This window comes from Nonomuraea sp. NPDC050663 (assembly GCF_044456985.1).
Lineage (GTDB): Bacteria > Actinomycetota > Actinomycetes > Streptosporangiales > Streptosporangiaceae > Nonomuraea.
Window position 1 is genome coordinate 277,171 of the sequence record NZ_JBITGL010000001.1, and the last position, 17,995, is coordinate 295,165.

Below are 17,995 nucleotides of genomic sequence, written 5' to 3' on the forward strand. Positions count from 1 at the left end.
GCACTTTTGGGCAGAGCTGGCTTTCGCTAGTCTTGGCGGCATGAGTCGCTACGACAGGTGGAACGCGATTCTCGCCCTGCTGGCCGAGGAGGGGCGGCTCACGGTCGAGCAGGCCGCCGAATCCCTCGACGTCTCCACGGCGACGATCAGGCGAGACTTCGACCAGCTCGCCCAGCAGCAGATGCTGATGCGCACCCGCGGAGGCGCGGTCTCCCAGAGCGTCAGCTACGACCTGCCGCTGCGCTACAAGACCGCGCGTCACGCCGACGAGAAGCACAGGATCGCCGCCGCCGCGGCCGAACTGGTCACGCCCGGCTCGGTGATCGGGATGAACGGCGGCACGACCACCTCCGAGGTGGCCAGGGTGCTCGCCCAGCGCGAATCGGGCTTCACCATCGTCACCAACGCCCTGAACATCGCGGCCGAGCTCGCCGTACGCCAGCACGTGAAGATCGTGGTGACCGGCGGGGTGGCCAGGCCGCAGTCGTACGAGCTCATCGGCCCGCTGGCCGGAGGCATCCTGGAGCAGGTCACGCTCGACGTGGCCTTCCTCGGCGTCGACGCCATCGACGTGGAGCTGGGCGCCTCGGCCCACCACGAGGGCGAGGCGAGCGTCAACCACCAGCTCGTCAGCCGCGCCGCCCAGGTCGTGGTGGTCGCCGACTCCTCGAAGGTGGGCAGGCGGGCCTTTGCCCGTATCTGCGCCCTCTCGGATGTCGATACGTTGATCACTGACGAACTGCTCTCCGACGAGCTGGCGGCGAGCTTCACCGAGGCCGGGGTCAAGGTCATCCGTGCCGGGTAAGCGGCCGTCGCTGTTGGGTAAGGGGGAATTATGACGGGCACTGTCACCGGCGGCTCCCGGCTGGGACCCGCGGAGCGCACCGCGGCCCTGGCCGCCATGGCCTCCCGAGAGCTCGACGTGGTGGTGGTCGGCGGCGGCGTGGTCGGCGCGGGCATCGCCCTCGACGCCTCGACCCGCGGCCTCGACGTCGGCCTGCTGGAAGCGCGCGACTTCGCCTCCGGCACCTCGTCGCGATCGTCGAAGCTCATCCACGGCGGCCTGCGCTACCTCGAACAGCTCAACTTCGAGCTGGTCCGCGAGGCCCTGCAAGAGCGGGCCCTGCTGCTGCAGCGCATCGCCCCGCACCTGGTCAAACCGGTGCCCTTCCTGTTCCCCATGACCCACTACGGCTGGGAACGCCCCTACGTGGGCGCCGGGGTGGCGTTGTACGACACGCTCGGCTTCACCTCGGGCCTGACCCGGGGGGTGCCCGCGCACCGCCACCTGTCGCGCCGCCGCGCGCTCCGCCTGGCTCCCGCGCTGCGCCGCACCTCCTTCACCGGCGCCATCCAGTACTGGGACTGCCAGGTCGACGACGCCCGTTACGTCATGACCATGCTGCGTACGGCTGCCGCCTACGGCGCCCACGTCGCCCAGCGCGCCCAGGTCGTCGGCTTCCTGCGCGAGGGCGAGCGCGTCACCGGCGTGCGCGTGCGCGACCTGGAGGGCGGCGGCACCGAGGTGGAGATCCGTGCCAGGCAGGTCGTCAACGCCACCGGCGTGTGGACCGACGACATCCAGGAACTCGTCGGCGGGCGCGGCCAGATCCACGTCAAGGCGTCCAAGGGCATCCACCTGCTCGTCCCGCGCGACCGCATCCACTCGCTGACGGGCATCATCCTGCGCACCGAGAAGTCGGTGCTCTTCGTGATCCCGTGGGGACGCCACTGGATCATCGGGACGACCGACACGGAGTGGACCCTCGACAAGGCGCACCCGGCCGCCTCGCGGGTGGACATCGACTACCTGCTTGACCATGTCAACGCGGTGTTGTCCGTACCCCTGACCCGCGACGACGTCGAGGGGGTCTACGCCGGGCTGCGGCCGCTGCTGTCGGGGGAGTCGGAGGAGACGTCGAAGTTGTCGCGCGAGCACGTCGTCGCGCACCCCGTCCCCGGCCTGGTCATGATCGCCGGAGGTAAGTACACGACCTACCGGGTCATGGCCAAGGACGCCGTCGACGCCGTGGCCCACGGGCTCGACCAGCGTGTGCCCGCCTCGTGCACCGACCGCATCCCGCTCGTCGGCGCCGAGGGCTACCAGGCCCTGTGGAACTCCCGCCACCGGCTCGCGCACACCTCGGGGCTGCACGTCGCCCGCATCGAGCACCTGCTGCAGAGGTACGGCTCGCTGATCGAGGAGGTGCTGGAGCTCATCGCCGAGGACCCGTCGCTGGGACGGCCCCTGTCGGGCGCCGACGACTACCTGCGCGCCGAGATCGTCTACGCCGCCTCCCACGAGGGCGCCCGCCACCTGAACGACGCGCTCACCAGGCGCACCCACATCTCCATCGAGACCTTCCACCGGGGCGTCGCCGTCGCCGCGGAGGCGGCCGAGCTGATGGCGGGAGCGCTGGAGTGGGACAGCGAGCAGGTCAAGCGGGAGGTGGAGTACTTCACCAAGCGGGTGGAGGCCGAGCGGTTGTCGCAGGAGCAGGACAGCGACCAGGAGGCCGACGCGATCAGGCTGGGAGCCCCGGAGATCGTCCCCGTCGTCACGCCCGAACGAGCATGATCCTCTTCACCGTGGGGTAACACCGGCGAAATCGCTCTTGTGAACAATGACGTTCATGAGCACTCTGACCATCGCCGTCGACGACCTCAGCGGCCCCGAGGTCGCCGCCTTCCTGGACGAACACCTCCAGGACATGCGGGCAACCTCGCCGCCCGAGAGCAAGCACGCCCTCGACCTCGACGGGCTGCGCTCGCCCGAGGTCGTGTTCTGGACCGTCCACGACGGCGGCGACCTGGTGGGGTGCGGTGCCCTCAAGCGGATCGGTGTACGGCACGCGGAGCTGAAGTCGATGCGCACCAGGGCGGCCAGGAAGCGCAGCGGGGTGGCCTCGGCATTGCTGGAGCACATCCTCGGCGAGGCCCGGCGGAGCGGGTTCGACCGGGTCAGCCTGGAGACGGGGTCGGCCGAGTTCTTCGCTCCGGCGCGGGCGTTGTACGCCAAGTTCGGGTTCGTCTACTGCGAGCCGTTCGCGGGCTATGAGCTGGATCCGAACAGCGTCTTCATGACCCGGGATCTTCTGGTGTCGCCGGTGCGCTAGCGGGCTAGAAAGCGGAGGAAGTGCTCGAACTCGGTCTGGTTGGCGTAGAAGGCCCGCTTCTTGTCGCGGAGCAGCGGCGGGACGTACTCCGCGTCGGAATCGTCGAGCACCAGAGGGATGACGACGCGCTCGGAGTCGCCGCCGAGCTCGGCGTTGAGAATCGCGCCGTACTCCGCCCTGGCCCAGCCCGAGGACGCCAGATTCGAGCTGATGCAGGGCACGACGTAGCGGGATCGTCGCAGGCCGTCCTCGATCCTCTCGACCACCCGATCGCCGAAGGTGATCTGCTCCTCGTCCAGCCAGTACCTGATTCCTCTGGCCGCGAAGGACTTGGCGATCTGCCGCGCCGGCTCCTTGTCGGCGCTCGAGTGGCACAGGAAGACATCCACGTCATGGTCCTCGGCGGCTGCATCGGATGCCGGTAGCTCGCGGGAGAACGGGATCGAGGTCTCCTGGATGACCACCTCGCCGGCCATGAGGCTCGATCCGTAGAGGCGGAGCAGGCCCGCATGGCCGGGGAACGGGATGTCCACGCACGTCGTCCTCAGCTCGTACGCCTTGTCGTCAACGCGGATCTCACCGCGGACCTGGCCGGAGAAGAACTCCAGGGAGTATCTGTTGTGGGTGGTGCCGAGCCGGAACGGCTCATCCGAAACCGCGATGTTCCTGAAGAGGCCGTCTCTGCACACGCCGAAGCGGGCGTAGGTGAGGTCGCTGTCGGCGTCCGCGGGCGCTGTGTAGAACGCGACGAAGTTCCAGGCTTCGTCCGAGCGGCACACCAGACCGCAGCCGACGGCCTTTGAGCGGATCAGCCGGAGCCCGGCGCTGATCCGGCCGTTGAGCAGAGGGCCCGAGGCGGTGTCGACGGCGTAGGAGATGCCGAACTCTCCCATGCCGGCACCGTATCCGGTGATGACCTTGCCGAAGGTCCATTCGCGGGGGCTAGGAGTCTTCCAGGTACCCACGGAGCTTCTCGCGGCAGTCGTGAAGCCTGGCGGCGTCGTCGGGATTCTCGTTCATGAGGGTCTCGGCAAGTTCGATCGCCTCCAGGATGATCGGCGTGTCGGTGTCCCAGGGCGACACCTTGTGACGCCTCATGGCCATGCGATGCCCCTCGTGACGCATCGACTTGCGCAGTTTCGCAACGAACAGGGACACGCCTGGGCTGGACTTGTACGGTTCGATCAACTCCATGATCGTCCATGCGAGCTCCTTCCTTGAGGTCGAATGGAGCAGGTGCCGGACCTCCACGTCCGCGCGCACGCCGCTCATGTCGCGCACGCGTGCTTCGGCGGAGCGAAGCTTGGCGATCTCCGCGGTGAGCATCTGCTTCAGCTCCGCGATGTTGCCCGCATCGAGTTCCGCCAGGACCCTCTCGTCCGTCCTCGACGTCTCGAACTGTTGCACCACGCTCTGGACCAGCGGATGCACAGGGCTCGTCGCCACCTCCCCGTCCGTACCGAGCAGCAACTCCCGCCCTGTCGTCACCACCTCGCGTTCGCCTTCAAGCAGGGTGGCCGTGATGGTGAACCGGTCTCCGGACAACTGCTCCGGGTCAACCTCCAGGCGGACCGCGAAGTTGAAGGTGTCTTCGCCCTGGAGAGGGCGCAGCCGGTACCCTCTGGCCGTCCTCTTGAGTTCGTTCAGGTCTCGGCTCACTCGCACGCCGAGGGGAAGATCGAGTGCTATGCGCGGGCGGTCATAGACGACACTCAGCGCGCCTTTGAACTCCTCCTCGAGGATGTCTTCTATGTCGGAATCCGAAATACTCCAGAACCGTCCGCCGGAAAAAGCGGCGATCGCTTCCAGGAGATCCTCCTGGAAGTCGTCGCCGATCCCAATGGTGGAAGCCGTGATTCCGGCATCGCGGGCACGCGTGGCCGTGTTGGCGAACACCGAGCGCTTCGTTTCTCCCTGATTCGCCTGGCCGTCGGAGAGCAGGAAGAGCCGGCTGTAGTTCGAGTCGTTCATATGGGTCTGGAGTTCGAGCAGGCCCTGGTACCAGCCGAGCGAGAGGTTGGTCGATCCCCCCGGCTGGATGGCGCGGAGTTTCGACTCGACCTGGTCCCGCCTGGTCTCCGGGTTGACGATCACACTGACCTCGTGGTCGAAGGTGACCACTGTCAGCTGATCGTTGGTGTCGAGGCGCCGGAAGATATCGACGCAGCTCTGCTTCGCCGTGCTGAGTTTGGTGCCGCTCATGCTGCTGCTGCGATCGATGACGAGGCAGAGATTCATGGAACCCGCGGTTCGCGTCCGGTTCTCGGTCAGTTCTGTGGATACCTCGATGACGAGATCGACTTCGCTGAGCAGGTCCCGCCTGACGACTCCTCGCTCCGGGAGAAGATCGATTTTTGCCACGTCCATGAGGGGCTCCTCTGATCGCGAGGTGCCCATCATGGTGGCATGTGAATCATTTTGCAGCCAAAGACGGGAAAATGGTGGGGTGGTGCATTGTGGAGCTGCGTGATCCGCGTTTTTCGTTGGTCGAAAAGGGGTTCGGCGCGGCATGATCAGGACTCCGCCTTGTTCTCCCTGATCTCGTCGACGATTTCGGAAACCATGCGCCGCGAAGCCGCGTCGAGGACGTTGCCGAACTCGATGACCGTGGCGCGGTCGCGGACCCGCTTCCCGAGGTCGGGGTTCTCGCTGGAGACGATCACCAGGTCGCAGCCGTCGAGCTCGGGATCGTCGGCGCCGCGCAGGACGCGCACGTTGTCGAGCCCCGTGTCCGCCAGCGACTGCCTGATCGCCTCGGCCTGGTCGTCGGTGGAGTAGAGGATCCCGACCCGGTGGCCCTTCGGGATGCGGGCCAGGCGCGCCAGGGTCTTGATGTGCGGGGCGGCCACGATCGCCAGGACCTCCGGCGGGCTGGGCAACCGCATCGCCCGTACGCTCCGCCGTACCTCAGCGTGGTGGAAGAAGGTGGTGACGACCAGGTCGGCGCCGGCGACGTCGCCGGTCCCCAGATCGCTCAGGACCAGAGGTCGCACCGTCGCGTTCACCTCGGACGACAGTTCGTCGGCGAAGAACGTCGCGCGCTCCTCGTTGCACTCGACGAAGACCACCTGTAGGTGGGTCGTCCTGGCGTGCACGCTCTGCTGGTAGGCGATTATGGCGATCTCGTCGGCCGACAATCCTATGTCGAGGCAGCGCTGGACCGCGCCGATCAGCTCGGTGGCGGCGGCCTCGTAGGCGGCCCGGTGCTCCCGCGCCTGCGCTGAACGGCGCACCGTCATCCCTCCGCGGCCGTGCGAGCGCAGGTAGCCCGACCTCTGCAGCTCCGTGTATGCGCGCGCCGTGGTGTTGCGGTTGATCCCGAGGTTGGCCGCCAGCAGCCGGCTGCTGGGCAGGCGATCGCCGTCGGCGAGCTCGCCGGCCTCGATCATGAACACGACCTGGTCGATGACCTGGCGAAAAACCGGCACGCCCGAGGCTCGGTTGAGGGTGATGCGCTGCACCGTCTGGCCGCCTGACTTTGTCTCATCGGAGGCGAGTCATTTTACCGGTCTGGATTGTCCTATGACATTGGGCTATTTTCCAGGACATGGACTTCTGGAACGACGTGGACCGTCACGTGCTCCGCTACGGCGCGCGGTTCACCCCGCGCATCATCAGCAGGGCCGAGGGATCGTACGTGTTCGACGAGGACGGCGCCGCGATCCTCGACTTCACCTCGGGTCAGATGAGCGCCGTGCTCGGCCACGGCCACCCCGACGTCGTCGCGACCGTCGCCCGCGGCGTCAAGGAACTCGACCACCTCTTCAGCGGCATGCTGTCGCGCCCCGTCGTGGACGTGTCCAGGCGCCTGGCCGAATCCCTGCCCGGCCCGCTGCAGAAGGTGATGCTCCTCAGCACCGGCGCCGAAGCCAACGAGGCGGCGCTCAAACTCGCCAAGCTCTACACCGGCCGGTACGAGATCGTGTCGTTCGACAGGTCGTGGCACGGCATGACCTCCGCCGCGGCCGCCGCGACGTACTCCGCAGGACGCCGAGGGTACGGCCCGGCCGTACCCGGCAACCTCACCCTGCCGACCCCCAACTCCTACCGCTCGCCCTTCCGCCACCCCGACGGCACCCACGACTGGCGGGCCGAACTCGACTACGGCTTCGCCCTCATCGACCAGCAGTCGGCGGGCAGCCTCGCGGCCTGCCTGGTCGAGCCGATCCTGTCGTCGGGCGGCATCATCGAACCCCCACCCGGCTACCTCGCCGCCCTCAAGACCAAATGCGAGGAGCGCGGCATGCTCCTCATCCTCGACGAGGCCCAGACCGGACTCGGCAGGACCGGCGACCTGTACGCCTTCGAACACCACGGCGTCGTGCCCGACATCCTGACCCTGTCGAAGACGCTCGGCGCGGGCCTGCCCGTGGCCGCCGTCATCACCACCCCCGAGATCGAGCAGGTCTGCCACGACCGCGGCTTCCTGTTCTTCACCACCCACGTGTCCGACCCGCTGGCCGCCATGGTCGCCGGCACCGTCCTGGACGTGGTCGAACGCGACGGCCTCGTCGAGCGGTCACGCCGGCTCGGGGACCTCATGTCGGCCCGCCTGGCCGAACTGCGCGAACGGCACGCCGCCATCGGGGACGTGCGCGGGCGCGGGCTGCTCCAGGGGATCGAGCTGGTCGTCGACCGGGAGACGAAGGAACCTGCCGACCGGCTCGGGCACGAGGTCACCGAGGCGTGCCTGCGGCGGGGGTTGCATATGAACATCGTGCAGCTGCCGGGGATGGGCGGGGTTTTCCGCATGGCGCCGCCGCTGACCATCGGGGAATCGGATCTGGAGCGGGGGCTCGACATTCTCGACAAGGCACTGGGGGAGTGCGCGTGAAAGTGCCGTTCTTGGATGTGGACGGGCCGCCCCTTCCGTTCGGGGGTTGACCTCAGGGCCAGGACGCCATGTCCACGGTGGTCCACCCAGGGACGTGCCTCGCCATGGGTTGCCCGGGCGCAGCCCAGGCCGGAGGCGGGACGCCCGAGCGCGGAGCGCGAGGACCGCAGACTCGGGTGGGATCCAAGCGGGTGACCCAGGAAGCGGGTAACGGGCGGGCCGGGGGTGCCGGGGGGCGGAGCCCCCCGTGCGGGGTCTGGGGCGGAGCCCCGGTGTGACAGCCCCGACCACGCCCGGCGCGAAGCGCCCGCCCGGAGGGACCGAGCCCTCCGGGCGGGACGAGGCCGCTAGTGCGAGAACACCTGGAACTCCGCTGCCCTGATGTGCGGGGCGGCGGGGCTGGCGGTGGCGCAGTCGGTCGACGAGTTCGGGTCCAGGTCCTGCTCACCCAGGTACAGCGGGTTGCCCGTGCACTGGCTGGTCAGGGTGCGGAGGGCGAGGTGCGTCGCCTTGGTCCTGGGCACGTCGAACGACTTGATGATGAGGTCGGCTCCACGGGGCCGGGGCAGTGACGCCGAGAAGGCGTTCGACCGGCTCACGTAGATGCGGCGGTAGTTGGCGATGTTCCCGCAGTCCTTGCCCGCGGAGGCGTCGCACGCGAGCACCTCGAAGGAGCGGAGCGCGGAGAACCGGTTCTGGCCGGCCGGATCGGCCGGGTCGGCGGGGTTGGCGGTTCTGAGCATGGCCGACACCTGGACGCGCCTGACGTGGACGGCGGCGTCGCCGGCGAGGTCGACGGTGACGGAGCGGCCTGCGACGGGGGCGGTGAGTGAGGCCCAGTTGGTGGCCTCGGTCTCGTCGATGAGGGCCGCGTGGTTGACGCCGTCGCCGGTGGCGGTGGCGCCGAGGGCGGAGGCGGCGTGGTTGCGCGTCATGCCGACGGGCACGTCGCGGGTCTGGCCGCGCCGGACGGTGAGGTCGAGGCGGCGGTGGCCGAAGCCGGGGGCGACGGCGACGAAGGTGTAGTGGCCGGGTGTCATCTGGAAGGTGGCCGGCAGGTCGGTGGCGGGGTCGGTGTCGGCGATGGGGACGACGCGGGCCTCGTAGTCACCGACGTACAGGCGGATGGGGGCGGCGGAGGCCTCGCCTGTGCCCTTGAGGGTGAGGGTGGCGTTGGAGCTGGAGGGGGAGACGAAGCTGGGGACGGGGTTGGGGTCGGACTGGCCGTTGCTGGAGGCGCCGGAGCCGAGGCCGTGCTGGGCGAAGGCGTTCCACATGATGTCCTGGTTGGCGCCGCCGAAGCGGATCTGGTCGGCGGCGAGCATGGCGTCGCGCATGTCGACCATGCTGAGCGTGCCGACGGCGGTCAGCAGGAAGGCGTCGAAGTGGAGCTGGACCCAGCGCCGGTTGCCGGGGCACTGGGTGACGGGCCGCTGGCCGTTGGCGCAGGCGCGCTGCACCCACGGGTTGGCGTCGCCGTACCTGTCGATGAAGGCCTGCCGTACGTCGAACTGCGTGGCCGACCAGATCTCGCCGTCGGCGTGGACCTGCTGGCCGACGATGTCGTAGGCGATGTCGCTGTAGTTGAGCGGCGACTTGGACATGTCGTAGTTGCGGATGCCGCGTTCCGCGTCGCCGGTGACGTAGCCGCCGGTGACGTAGGGGGTGTTGCCGCGCGGGCGGAAGCCGTTCTCGAAGAGGTACTCCATGGCGAACAGGTCGCTGATGCTCTCGCCCATGGCGCCGGCCTGGGCGCCGGACAGGCCGGCGTTGGGGCCGGCGACCATGCGGTTGGAGATGGCGTGGGTGTACTCGTGCCCGATGACCGACATGTCGTAGTCGCCGTCGACGCACGGCGCGTAGAAGGCGCCCGCGATGGGCTGCCACAGGTACATGTTGGTGATCGGGGCGACCCCGTCGGGCCCGGTGATCTGGTTGGCGTTGTCACGCACGCTCAGCACGCGGGCGCCGGCCTGGGCGTTGCCCTGCTCGGGGTCGTTGCCGAGCCCGCCGCGGTCGCCGTTGCTGACCTGCATGTTCCACGCGGTCTCGGTGAAGCCGAGCCGGTAGGACCAGTCGTGCATGCGGTTGTGCATGGCGAACAGGTTGGAGATGGCCGCTTCGAGGTCGTTCTCGCCGGCCGTGTCGAAGACGGCTGGGTTGCACTTGGCCGTGTACCAGGTGTTCTGCCACGGGTAGTGGTAGGTGCGCGTCGCCGAGGGGGCGTTGATGCGCGTGCCGACGGAGAACGGGTCGCCGTTGGCGCGGTTCTCGAAGGTCTTGGCGGCGTTGCCGAGGCTGGTCAGGGTCGGCGTGCCGGTGGCGTGGTCGACGTCCCAGGCCAGACCGGTGGCGGGGTCGCCGCCGACGACCAGGCCGCAGCCGGGTCCGGCGGTGAAGCACCACTTCTGGCGGGTGTCGGTGGAGGAGTAGTTGGCGGGCGGGTTGGCCGGGAAGGCCTCCCACGAGGGGTTGTTCGGGTCGGCGTGCTGGTCGGCGAGGCCTTCCCTGGTCAGGATGGCGCCGCTGACGGCGTCGACGTGGGTGGTGAAGCCCTGCTCGCCGCCGATGAGGGTGACCTGGAAGGCGCTGTGCACGCCGTCGGGGGCGGGGACGGCGACCGCGGTGACCAGCTTGGTCGTGGCGGCGGCCGGGTCGATGCCGGCGTCGCGGGCGGCGATCTCCAGGGCCTGCTGCTCGGTGATGGCCGCGGCGGGCGGGGCCTCGGTCGCGCGGGACAGGCTGGAGGAGGCGAAGAGGGCCTTGCCGCCGTTCACGCCGACGCTGACCATGCCGTCGACGCCGGCGGGCAGGCCGCCGAACTTCTGGCGCAGCAGTACGGCGTGGCCGTCGCCGATGGGGTTGACCGCCACGGTCTCCAGGGCGTCGACCGCCTCGGCGGGCAGCCCGAAGAGCGATTCGCTGGCCTTGAGGTAGGCGCGGGCGGCCTGGTTCGGGTCGGCGGGCAGGCCTTCGGCGAGTGGCTGGTCGGAGGTGACGACGGCGGGCGTGCCGAGGTTGTTCCAGCGGATGGTGGCGGTGGCGGGCCTTCTGGCCTGGCCTGGCGGGGCCACCTGGCCCTGGCGGTTGTCCAGGTCCGGTTTGTCGGCGTGGTGGTCGCCCTGTGGGGCGGGAGGCGCCTGCTGCGCGGCCGCGGTGGTCTGGCCTTCCGCGGTGCCGACGAGGGTGAGGGGGAGGGTGAGTGCTGCGATCGCGGTGGCGAATACGCGTAATCGCGGGGACATGGGTGGTCTCCTCTCTGATTCGTCAGAAGTAACACCCTGACAAGAGCGCGTAAAGGTCCAAAAAGGGCGGGAAGGGTTGAACCGCCCTTGATCAGCGGCGATGATCGGCGAGTGCCTGACAACCCCCCTTTAAGGCGGAACTTTCCGTTCCAGATGTTGTGGATCGGCGGCGCGGTGTCGTCGCTCGGATCCGCGGTCACCGGGCTGGCACTCCCTCTGCTCCTGATCACCATCACGGGATCGTCGGCGTTCGCCGGAGCGGTCGCCTTCGCCGGCCTGGCGGCGGGCACGCTGATCTCGGTCCCCGCCGGCGTCTGGGTGGACAGGCACCCGCTCAAGAAGGTCATGCTGGCCTCCCTGACGGTGCAGATGGTCTGCTGGGGATCGGTGACCGTCGCGATCCTGCTCGGCTCGGTCACGCTGGTCCACGTCTTCGCCGCGGCGATCATCGGCTCCCTGGCGGACGCGTTCTTCGAGCCCGCGCAGCAGGTGGCGATCAGGCAGGTCGTGCCGGCCGTACAGCTGCCCAGCGCCTACGCCCAGGACGAGGCCCGCAGCCACGCGGCCAACCTGGGCGGCCCTCCGCTGGGCGGTGTGCTGTTCACCGTGGGGCGCGCGGTGCCCTTCCTCGTCGACACGATCAGCTTCCTCGCCGCGATGGTGTGCCTCGCCCTGGTCAGGCTGCCGCACCGGGCGCCCAGGCCGGCGGCGGAGCGGCCGAGCATGCGCCAGGAGGCGGGCGAGGCCCTGCGGTGGTTGTGGGGGCACCGGGGCATCAGGGCGGCTCTCGGTCTGGGGCTGATGGCCAACCTGACCGTCAACGCCATGATGCTGCCGCTGATGATCAGGGCGGGGGATCCGGTCGCCAGCGGCGTGGTGATCGGGTCGCTGGGGGTGGGCGGGCTGCTCGGCGCGCTGATCGCGCCCCGCGTCACCCGGCTGGCCCCCGCGGGCATGCTGTTCGTGTACGTCCTGACCCTCTTCGCGCTCTGTATGCCGGCCAGTGCCCTGCCCTTCGGCTCCTACTGGCCAGTCGTGCCCATGGTGGTGGCCATGCTGGCCGTACCCGCCCTGAACGTCGCACTCAAGACCATCCTGGCCACCCTCGTCCCCGGCGACATGATGGGCAGGGTCGGCGCGCTCATGCAGGCGGCGTCGATGGCGCTGGTGCCGTTCAGCCCGCTCGTCGGCGGCGTGCTCGCGCAGGTGCTCGGCGGCTCGCGGGCGATGGTCGTGCTGGGCGTGGTGCTGCTGCTCACCTGCGCGTTCGCGGTGAGCAGCGGCGACCTGCGGAAACTGGCGGTGCCTACGACAGCGGGATGAACGCCTGCTCGGCCAGCGTGTTGATGTCGTTGACCTGGAAGCCCTTCTCGGAGAGGGTCCAGAGCGAGTCGCCGATGACGATCGTGCGCTGGATGGAGGGCTCGTAGGAGTACTGGTCCTGCTTGATCATCGGGTGCTTGATCATGCCGACCTTGGTCACCGCCGAGTCGCTCACGTTGAGCACCATCGCGCCGCTCTCCGACGTGCCGTTGCCGACGTCGTGCGAGCTGAGCGGGATCACCGTCAGGCCCGACTTGGGCCAGTAGAGGAAGGCGTGCGGGTCCCACTCGGCCTCGGAGCCCGAGTTCTTCTGGAACAGCTGAGACAGCCGGTTGGGGTTGGCCGGGTCGGAGACGTCGAAGAGCGAGATCTGGGTGCCCATCGTGCGGCCCTTCTCGCTGGCCTCCTGGCCCAGGCCGATCAGCCGCCCGTCACCCGCCGGGTGCAGGTAGGCCGAGTAGCCGGTGATCTTCAGCTCGCCGGTCACCTTGGGCGCCGCGGCGTCGCGCAGGTCCAGGGTGTAGAGGGGGTCGACCTGCTTGAAGGTGACCACGTAGCCGGTCGGGCCCATGAAGCGCACGGAGTAGATGCGCTCGCCCTTGCCCAGGCCCGTGACCTCGCCGACCTTGGCCATGGTGTCGGCCTTGAGGACGTAGACGCCGCTGGAGCTCGTCTCGGCGGTGGCCTGGGTGGTGGCCACGCGCAGGTTGCCCTCGTGCTCCGACAGGGAGTACTGGTTCAGCAGCCGCCCCGGCACCTTGCCCGAGGCGACGTAGCGCGGCGCGCCGGGCTGGCTGATGTCGAAGCGGTGGACCTCGGTCTCCTCCGGAGGCACGGCGGGCGTCGCCGACGAGCGCGGCCGGCCCGCGTCGGCGGGACCCCACGGGATGGGGAACCACCAGCGCGGATTGCTGGCCACGTAGAAGCCGGCGCCGTTGCTGTAGACGGTGTCGCCGTCGGCGGCCACGCCGATCGGGTCGGTCCCGCTCGCGGTGACTCCCTGGGCCAGGTCCAGGGTGTGCATGGTCAGCATGGAGGTGCCGGTGTAGTCGGCGGGGTGGCTGACCCGCTCGCACTTGAGGCTGTCGGTTCGCGTGGCGCCCGACGCGTCGGTGATCTCGACCTTGGGCAACCAGGCGTCGATCGGCGCCTGCCGTACGACGTTCTGGTTGACCTTCTTCATCTCCTCCTCCGACACGTCGCCGCGGGCCTGCGGGAAGACGATCTTCGGCTGGTTGCGGGTGACCAGGCGCACGGTCGAGCCGACCAGGCGGGCGTCCACGTGGGAGCCCTGCGGCTTGATGGTGGACAGGACCTTGGGCTGGCCGCCGGCCAGGTCGACCAGGATGTACTTCGAGGACATCGCGCCGACGTAGTCGGCGATCATCCTGTCCTTGGTCATCGGCTCGAAGTTCTGCATCAGCACGAGCACGCGGTCGCCCTGGAGCAGCAGGTCGGCGGGGGCGTAGCCGCCGTTCTGGTCGTCGGTGAGCTTGAGCGAGGCCGTCACCTGCCTGCTCGCCGTGTCGATGATCCGCAGGGTGCCCTGGTGGACGGTGATGATGCGGTTGCCATCCGTCTTGACCAGGTCGGGCTCGTCGGCGCCCGCCTCGTGCACGTTGGTCGTGGAGTGCTCGGGCGAGTTGCCGCCGCCGGTGTCCTTGGCCGCCCTGGCATCGGCGTTCTCCGCCGTCGCCATGTCGCCGTAGGGCATCATGCCGCCACCGAAGCCGTACGGCCCGACGCTCTTGACCGCGTTCTCGCGCAGGCCGGCCAGCATGTCGTCACAGCTGCTGTAGGAGACCAGCCGGATGTTCGCCACGGCGGCGGGACGCTGCTTCTGGGAGGCCGGAGGCGCCGAGGAGGTGCACGCGGCGCAGGCGGCCGCCAGGACTGCGGCTGCTGCTGCCGTACGGATCAACTTCATGTCCTCTACACGAATCAGGAGGTCCGGGGGTTCACGGTGAAGACCGGGCTGATCGACAGGGCCTTGCTACTCTCCAGCAGCCGCCGTACGGCCTTGCCCTCGAAGTCGACGACCTGCACCTCGTACTGCTTGCCGTTGTTCAGCTCCCAGCAGTACAGGTGGTTCTCGTCGTACCACCCGAGGACCTTGTCGCAGTCGGAGGTGAAGCTCTGCTTCCTCTCGCCCGAGGCGGTGTCCCAGACGCAGTGCTCCTCGCCGCCGGGGCAGGTGGTGACGAACGTGGAGCCGCTGGGGGAGAAGAGCCGGTCGGTGCCCGCGGGCAGGGTGCCCAGGTCCTTGAGCGTGCGGGTGCGCTTGCCGTCGAGGTCGTAGAAGACCAGCGCCCTGTTGCGCTCGTCCCAGGTGACGACGCCGTCGTCGGTGCCGTCCCAGCCGAACGGAGCCAGCCCGGGGCCCTTGGCGACCTGGGTGATCCTGACCTTCCTGGTCTTCACGTCCAGTACGGCGAAGCCGAGGTGCGCCCACGCGCCGTCGATCTGGCGCTCCACGTTGAGCAGGACCTTCCTGCCATCGCGTGACCAGCCCCTGACCTGGGCTCCCGCGGGTTCGCGGACGGTCTTGACGGTGAAGTTCTCGCCGCTCTTGCGGTCGATGATGTTCACCGGGTCGAATCCGTCGGCGGTGTAGTTGCGCGCCCTGCCGGCCAGGTAGCGGCCGTCGGGGGAGACGAGCGACTCCCAGTGCTTGGGCTGCGGCGCGAACGTGCCGGTCAGAGAGGCGCGGGCGTAGTCGGCCCATTCGCCGGACTCGTTCTTGATCTCGTAGGAGGTGAGCCTGACCGGGTCCTTGGCCGACTCGTAGAGGGTGGCCGCGCCGCCGGGCAGGCGGACCGGGGTGACCTGCGGCTCCTGCTGCGCGGTCCTGGTGGGTTGCGTCACGGGCGGCGTCGTCTGCGACGCCGGCTTCCAGGGGGCCAGGATCAGCAGGCCAGCGACCAGGACGGCGACGAAGGCGGTGACGGCGCCGATCAGCAGGCCCTTCCTGGAACCGCGGCGCGAGGGCGGCTGCTGCTGTGGTGCCTGCTGGTGCGGTCCCGGTTGCGGTCCCGGAAGCGGGCCCGGTTGTGCTTGGTACGGCGGGGCGGCCGGCATCGGGGCGGGCCCCGTCATCGGCGAGGGAGGACCCGCGGCCGCCGCTGCGGCGTCCTGCAGCACCACGGGCGCCGCCGACGGGTGCTGCAGCAGGCGCATGATCACCTGCTCGGCGGTCGGGCGCATCGCCGGGTTCTTGCTCAGGCACTGCGCGACCACGTCCCGCAACGGCCCGTCGAGGTTGCCGAGGTCGGGTTCCTGGTTGAGCACCCGGTTGATCACGGCGTGCATGGTGTCGTTGCCGAACGGCGCCTGGGTCGTGGCGGCGAACACCATCGTGTTGGCCCAGGAGAACAGGTCCGCCGCGGCGCCCACCTGCTCGCCCATGATCTGCTCCGGCGCCATGTAGGAAGGGGTGCCGACCGGCATGTTGCTGATCGTCACGTTCGCGTTCAGCGCCCGCGCGATGCCGAAGTCGATGACGCGGGGCCCGTCGGCGGCCAGCAGCACGTTGGCCGGCTTGAAGTCGCGGTGCACGATGCCCGCCTGGTGGATCGCCGCCAGCGCGGTGGCGGTGCCGACGGCCAGGCGGTGCAGGGCGCTGCCGCTGCGCGGGCCCTCGTCCAGGACGATGCGCTGCAGCGACGGGCCCTCGATGTATTCGCTGACGATGAACGGGCGTTCCTGCTCCACGCCCTTGGACAGGACGGCGGCGGTGCAGAACGGCGCCACCCGCTCGGCCACCTGGACCTCGCGCATGAACCGGGTGACGCTCACCTCGTCGCCTGCCAGCTCCGCGCGCAGCCACTTGATGGCCACGCGCCGGCCCTCGGAGTTCTCGGCGAGATAGACGACGCCCTGCCCGCCCTCGCCCAGGCGGCCGAGGATGCGGTGATCTCCCAGCCGCTCCGGGTCCGATGGTCTAAGGGGGGGGAACGCTGTCATAGGGGCCCATTCTTACCTGCCCATTTGCGTGAGGACAATTTTGTCGGGCCGGCTGGGTAAGGTCCCCGGCATGGCTTACGACTTCCAGGTGACGGTCGATTCGCACGATCCCCACGCTCTGGCCGACTGGTGGGCAGACGCCCTGGGGTGGGAGGTGGAGGCGCAGGACGCGGCGTTCATCCGCAGCATGATCGAGCAGGGGCACGCGAAGGAAGACGACACCATCGTCCACAAGGGCGCGCTCGTGTGGAAGGAGGGCGCGGCCATCCGCCACCCCGAGGGGATCGAGCGGGCGCCACGGGTGCTCTTCCAGCTCGTGCCCGAGGGCAAGACGGTCAAGAACCGCGTGCACCTCGACGTCAGGGTCGGCGCCGACAACGTCAAGACGGAGGTCGAGCGGCTCGTCGGGCGCGGCGCCACGGTGCTCCACGAAGGGCAGCAGGGGCCGGTGCACAAATGGGTCACGATCGCCGACCCGGAGGGCAACGAGCTCTGCATCACGTGAGACAAGGCGCGAGATGGCCGACCCTCCTCGACGTGAGCCGGGGGCGCACCTGACCTGGCGTGAGCGTGCGCTCGCCATCCTGGAGCCCGGCGACCCGACACCGCTGATAGCGCTGCCGGGTGGGCGAGTGCTGCTCAAGGACGAATCCCGGCAGCCGACCGGCACGCTGCGACACCGCCATGCCCGGATCCTGTTCCGCAACGCCGTCGTCGACGGCCTCGTCACCGAGGGCACCACCGTGATCGAGGCGGCCGGCGGCAACGCGGCGGTGGCCCAGGCGTGGTTCGCCCAGCGCCTCGGGCTCGCGTATGTGGCGGTGATGCCCGGTGCCCCCAGCCCCGAGCGGGCGCGGCCCGTCGAGGAACTGGGCGGGCGGGTGCGGTTCGTGACGCCGCCCTTGGCGATCTACGACGAGGCCCGGCGACTGGCAGAGGGTGGTTCCGCGCACTATCTCGACCAGTTCGGCCGTGCCGCGCCCCACGACCTGGGCGACGAGCTGGCCGGGCAGATCGACCCCGCCTGGGTGGTGGTGGGGGCCAACACCGGCGCCACCTCGGCGTCGCTGGCCGCGGCGGGGTTGCGCGTGGCGGTGGCGGATCCGGAGAACTCCGCGTACTTCCCCGGGTGGACCCTCGACGCGCCCGACTACGCGACGGGCATGCCCTCCCGCATCGAGGGCATCGGCAGGCCGCGGGTCGAGCCGGGGTTCGACTTCGACGCCGTGCGCCTGGTGATCCCGGTCGCCGACGACGAGAGCCTGGCGACGGCGAGGTGGATCTGGGAGACGACCGGCATCCCGGCGGGCCCGTCCTCGGGCACGGCCCTGCGCGCGGCCCTCAAGCTGGCGGAGCGGGGTGGCGACGCGGGGCGGGGTGGCGACGCGAGGCGGGGTGGCGACGCCGGGCGCATCGAGGGCGACGGGCCCATCGTGACGATCGTCGGTGACGCTCACCCCCGGCACATCCACCGCTACCCGGAATCTTCCGCCCTCCCCCGGAGCTGACCCATG

General features: G+C 69.5%; 13 protein-coding genes. 7 read left to right on the forward strand and 6 right to left on the reverse strand.

Annotated features, from left to right (window positions below; translation table 11 throughout):
- Window positions 1–40 precede the first annotated feature (40 nt).
- The 3 genes from ACIBH1_RS01515 to ACIBH1_RS01525 are packed head-to-tail and all read left to right on the forward strand — an operon-like array spanning window position 41 to window position 3,116.
- Window positions 41–805 carry a DeoR/GlpR family DNA-binding transcription regulator gene (locus ACIBH1_RS01515; protein WP_397311574.1) on the forward strand — a complete coding sequence of 255 codons (765 nt, stop codon included), beginning with the start codon at window positions 41–43 and terminating at the stop codon, window positions 803–805.
- Between the two features lie 30 nt (window positions 806–835).
- On the forward strand, window positions 836–2,578 hold the full coding sequence (locus tag ACIBH1_RS01520; protein WP_397311575.1) for a glycerol-3-phosphate dehydrogenase/oxidase: 1,743 nt from the start codon (window positions 836–838) through the stop codon (window positions 2,576–2,578).
- 55 nt (window positions 2,579–2,633) lie between these two features.
- Entirely contained in the window at window positions 2,634–3,116 is a 483-nt protein-coding gene (locus ACIBH1_RS01525) for a GNAT family N-acetyltransferase (protein WP_397311576.1), read from the forward strand.
- On the opposite strand, the gene ACIBH1_RS01530 is transcribed toward ACIBH1_RS01525, so the two are convergent.
- The 3 genes from ACIBH1_RS01530 to ACIBH1_RS01540 all read right to left on the reverse strand — a co-directional run bounded on the left by ACIBH1_RS01530 (window position 3,113) and on the right by ACIBH1_RS01540 (window position 6,577).
- On the reverse strand, window positions 3,113–4,009 hold the full coding sequence (locus ACIBH1_RS01530) for a toll/interleukin-1 receptor domain-containing protein (protein ID WP_397311577.1): 897 nt from the start codon (window positions 4,007–4,009) through the stop codon (window positions 3,113–3,115). The genes ACIBH1_RS01525 and ACIBH1_RS01530 overlap by 4 nt on opposite strands.
- A 49-nt stretch (window positions 4,010–4,058) precedes the next feature.
- Window positions 4,059–5,483: a VWA domain-containing protein gene (locus ACIBH1_RS01535; RefSeq protein ID WP_397311578.1), complete on the reverse strand. Its 1,425-nt coding sequence runs from the start codon at window positions 5,481–5,483 to the stop codon at window positions 4,059–4,061.
- 146 nt (window positions 5,484–5,629) lie between these two features.
- Window positions 5,630–6,577 carry a GntR family transcriptional regulator gene (locus ACIBH1_RS01540; protein WP_397311579.1) on the reverse strand — a complete coding sequence of 316 codons (948 nt, stop codon included), beginning with the start codon at window positions 6,575–6,577 and terminating at the stop codon, window positions 5,630–5,632.
- An 86-nt stretch (window positions 6,578–6,663) separates the two neighbouring features.
- On the opposite strand from ACIBH1_RS01540, the gene ACIBH1_RS01545 reads away from it, so the two are divergent.
- Window positions 6,664–7,950, forward strand: a complete 1,287-nt coding sequence (locus ACIBH1_RS01545; protein WP_397311580.1) for an aspartate aminotransferase family protein — start codon at window positions 6,664–6,666, stop codon at window positions 7,948–7,950.
- 347 nt (window positions 7,951–8,297) lie between these two features.
- Here ACIBH1_RS01545 and ACIBH1_RS01550 read toward each other — a convergent pair whose 3' ends face one another.
- Window positions 8,298–11,195: a M36 family metallopeptidase gene (locus ACIBH1_RS01550; RefSeq protein WP_397311581.1), complete on the reverse strand. Its 2,898-nt coding sequence runs from the start codon at window positions 11,193–11,195 to the stop codon at window positions 8,298–8,300.
- Between the two features lie 111 nt (window positions 11,196–11,306).
- On the opposite strand from ACIBH1_RS01550, the gene ACIBH1_RS01555 reads away from it, so the two are divergent.
- Window positions 11,307–12,518 carry an MFS transporter gene (locus ACIBH1_RS01555; RefSeq protein ID WP_397311582.1) on the forward strand — a complete coding sequence of 404 codons (1,212 nt, stop codon included), beginning with the start codon at window positions 11,307–11,309 and terminating at the stop codon, window positions 12,516–12,518.
- Here ACIBH1_RS01555 and ACIBH1_RS01560 read toward each other — a convergent pair.
- Both ACIBH1_RS01560 and ACIBH1_RS01565 read right to left on the reverse strand, forming a co-directional pair.
- Window positions 12,502–14,445, reverse strand: coding sequence for a beta-propeller domain-containing protein (locus tag ACIBH1_RS01560; RefSeq protein ID WP_397311583.1), 1,944 nt, complete (start codon window positions 14,443–14,445; stop codon window positions 12,502–12,504). The two genes, ACIBH1_RS01555 and ACIBH1_RS01560, sit on opposite strands and share 17 nt — an antisense overlap.
- A gap of 14 nt (window positions 14,446–14,459) precedes the next feature.
- Window positions 14,460–16,481 carry a protein kinase gene (locus ACIBH1_RS01565; protein ID WP_397311584.1) on the reverse strand — a complete coding sequence of 674 codons (2,022 nt, stop codon included), beginning with the start codon at window positions 16,479–16,481 and terminating at the stop codon, window positions 14,460–14,462.
- Between the two features lie 70 nt (window positions 16,482–16,551).
- Here ACIBH1_RS01565 and ACIBH1_RS01570 point away from each other — a divergent pair, with 70 nt between their 5' ends.
- The gene (locus tag ACIBH1_RS01570) at window positions 16,552–16,986 is read left to right on the forward strand and encodes a VOC family protein (RefSeq protein ID WP_397311585.1); all 435 of its coding nucleotides are present in this window, start codon (window positions 16,552–16,554) and stop codon (window positions 16,984–16,986) included.
- 13 nt (window positions 16,987–16,999) lie between these two features.
- Window positions 17,000–17,989: a pyridoxal-phosphate dependent enzyme gene (locus ACIBH1_RS01575; protein ID WP_397311586.1), complete on the forward strand. Its 990-nt coding sequence runs from the start codon at window positions 17,000–17,002 to the stop codon at window positions 17,987–17,989.
- The last annotated feature ends 6 nt before the right edge of the window (window positions 17,990–17,995 follow it).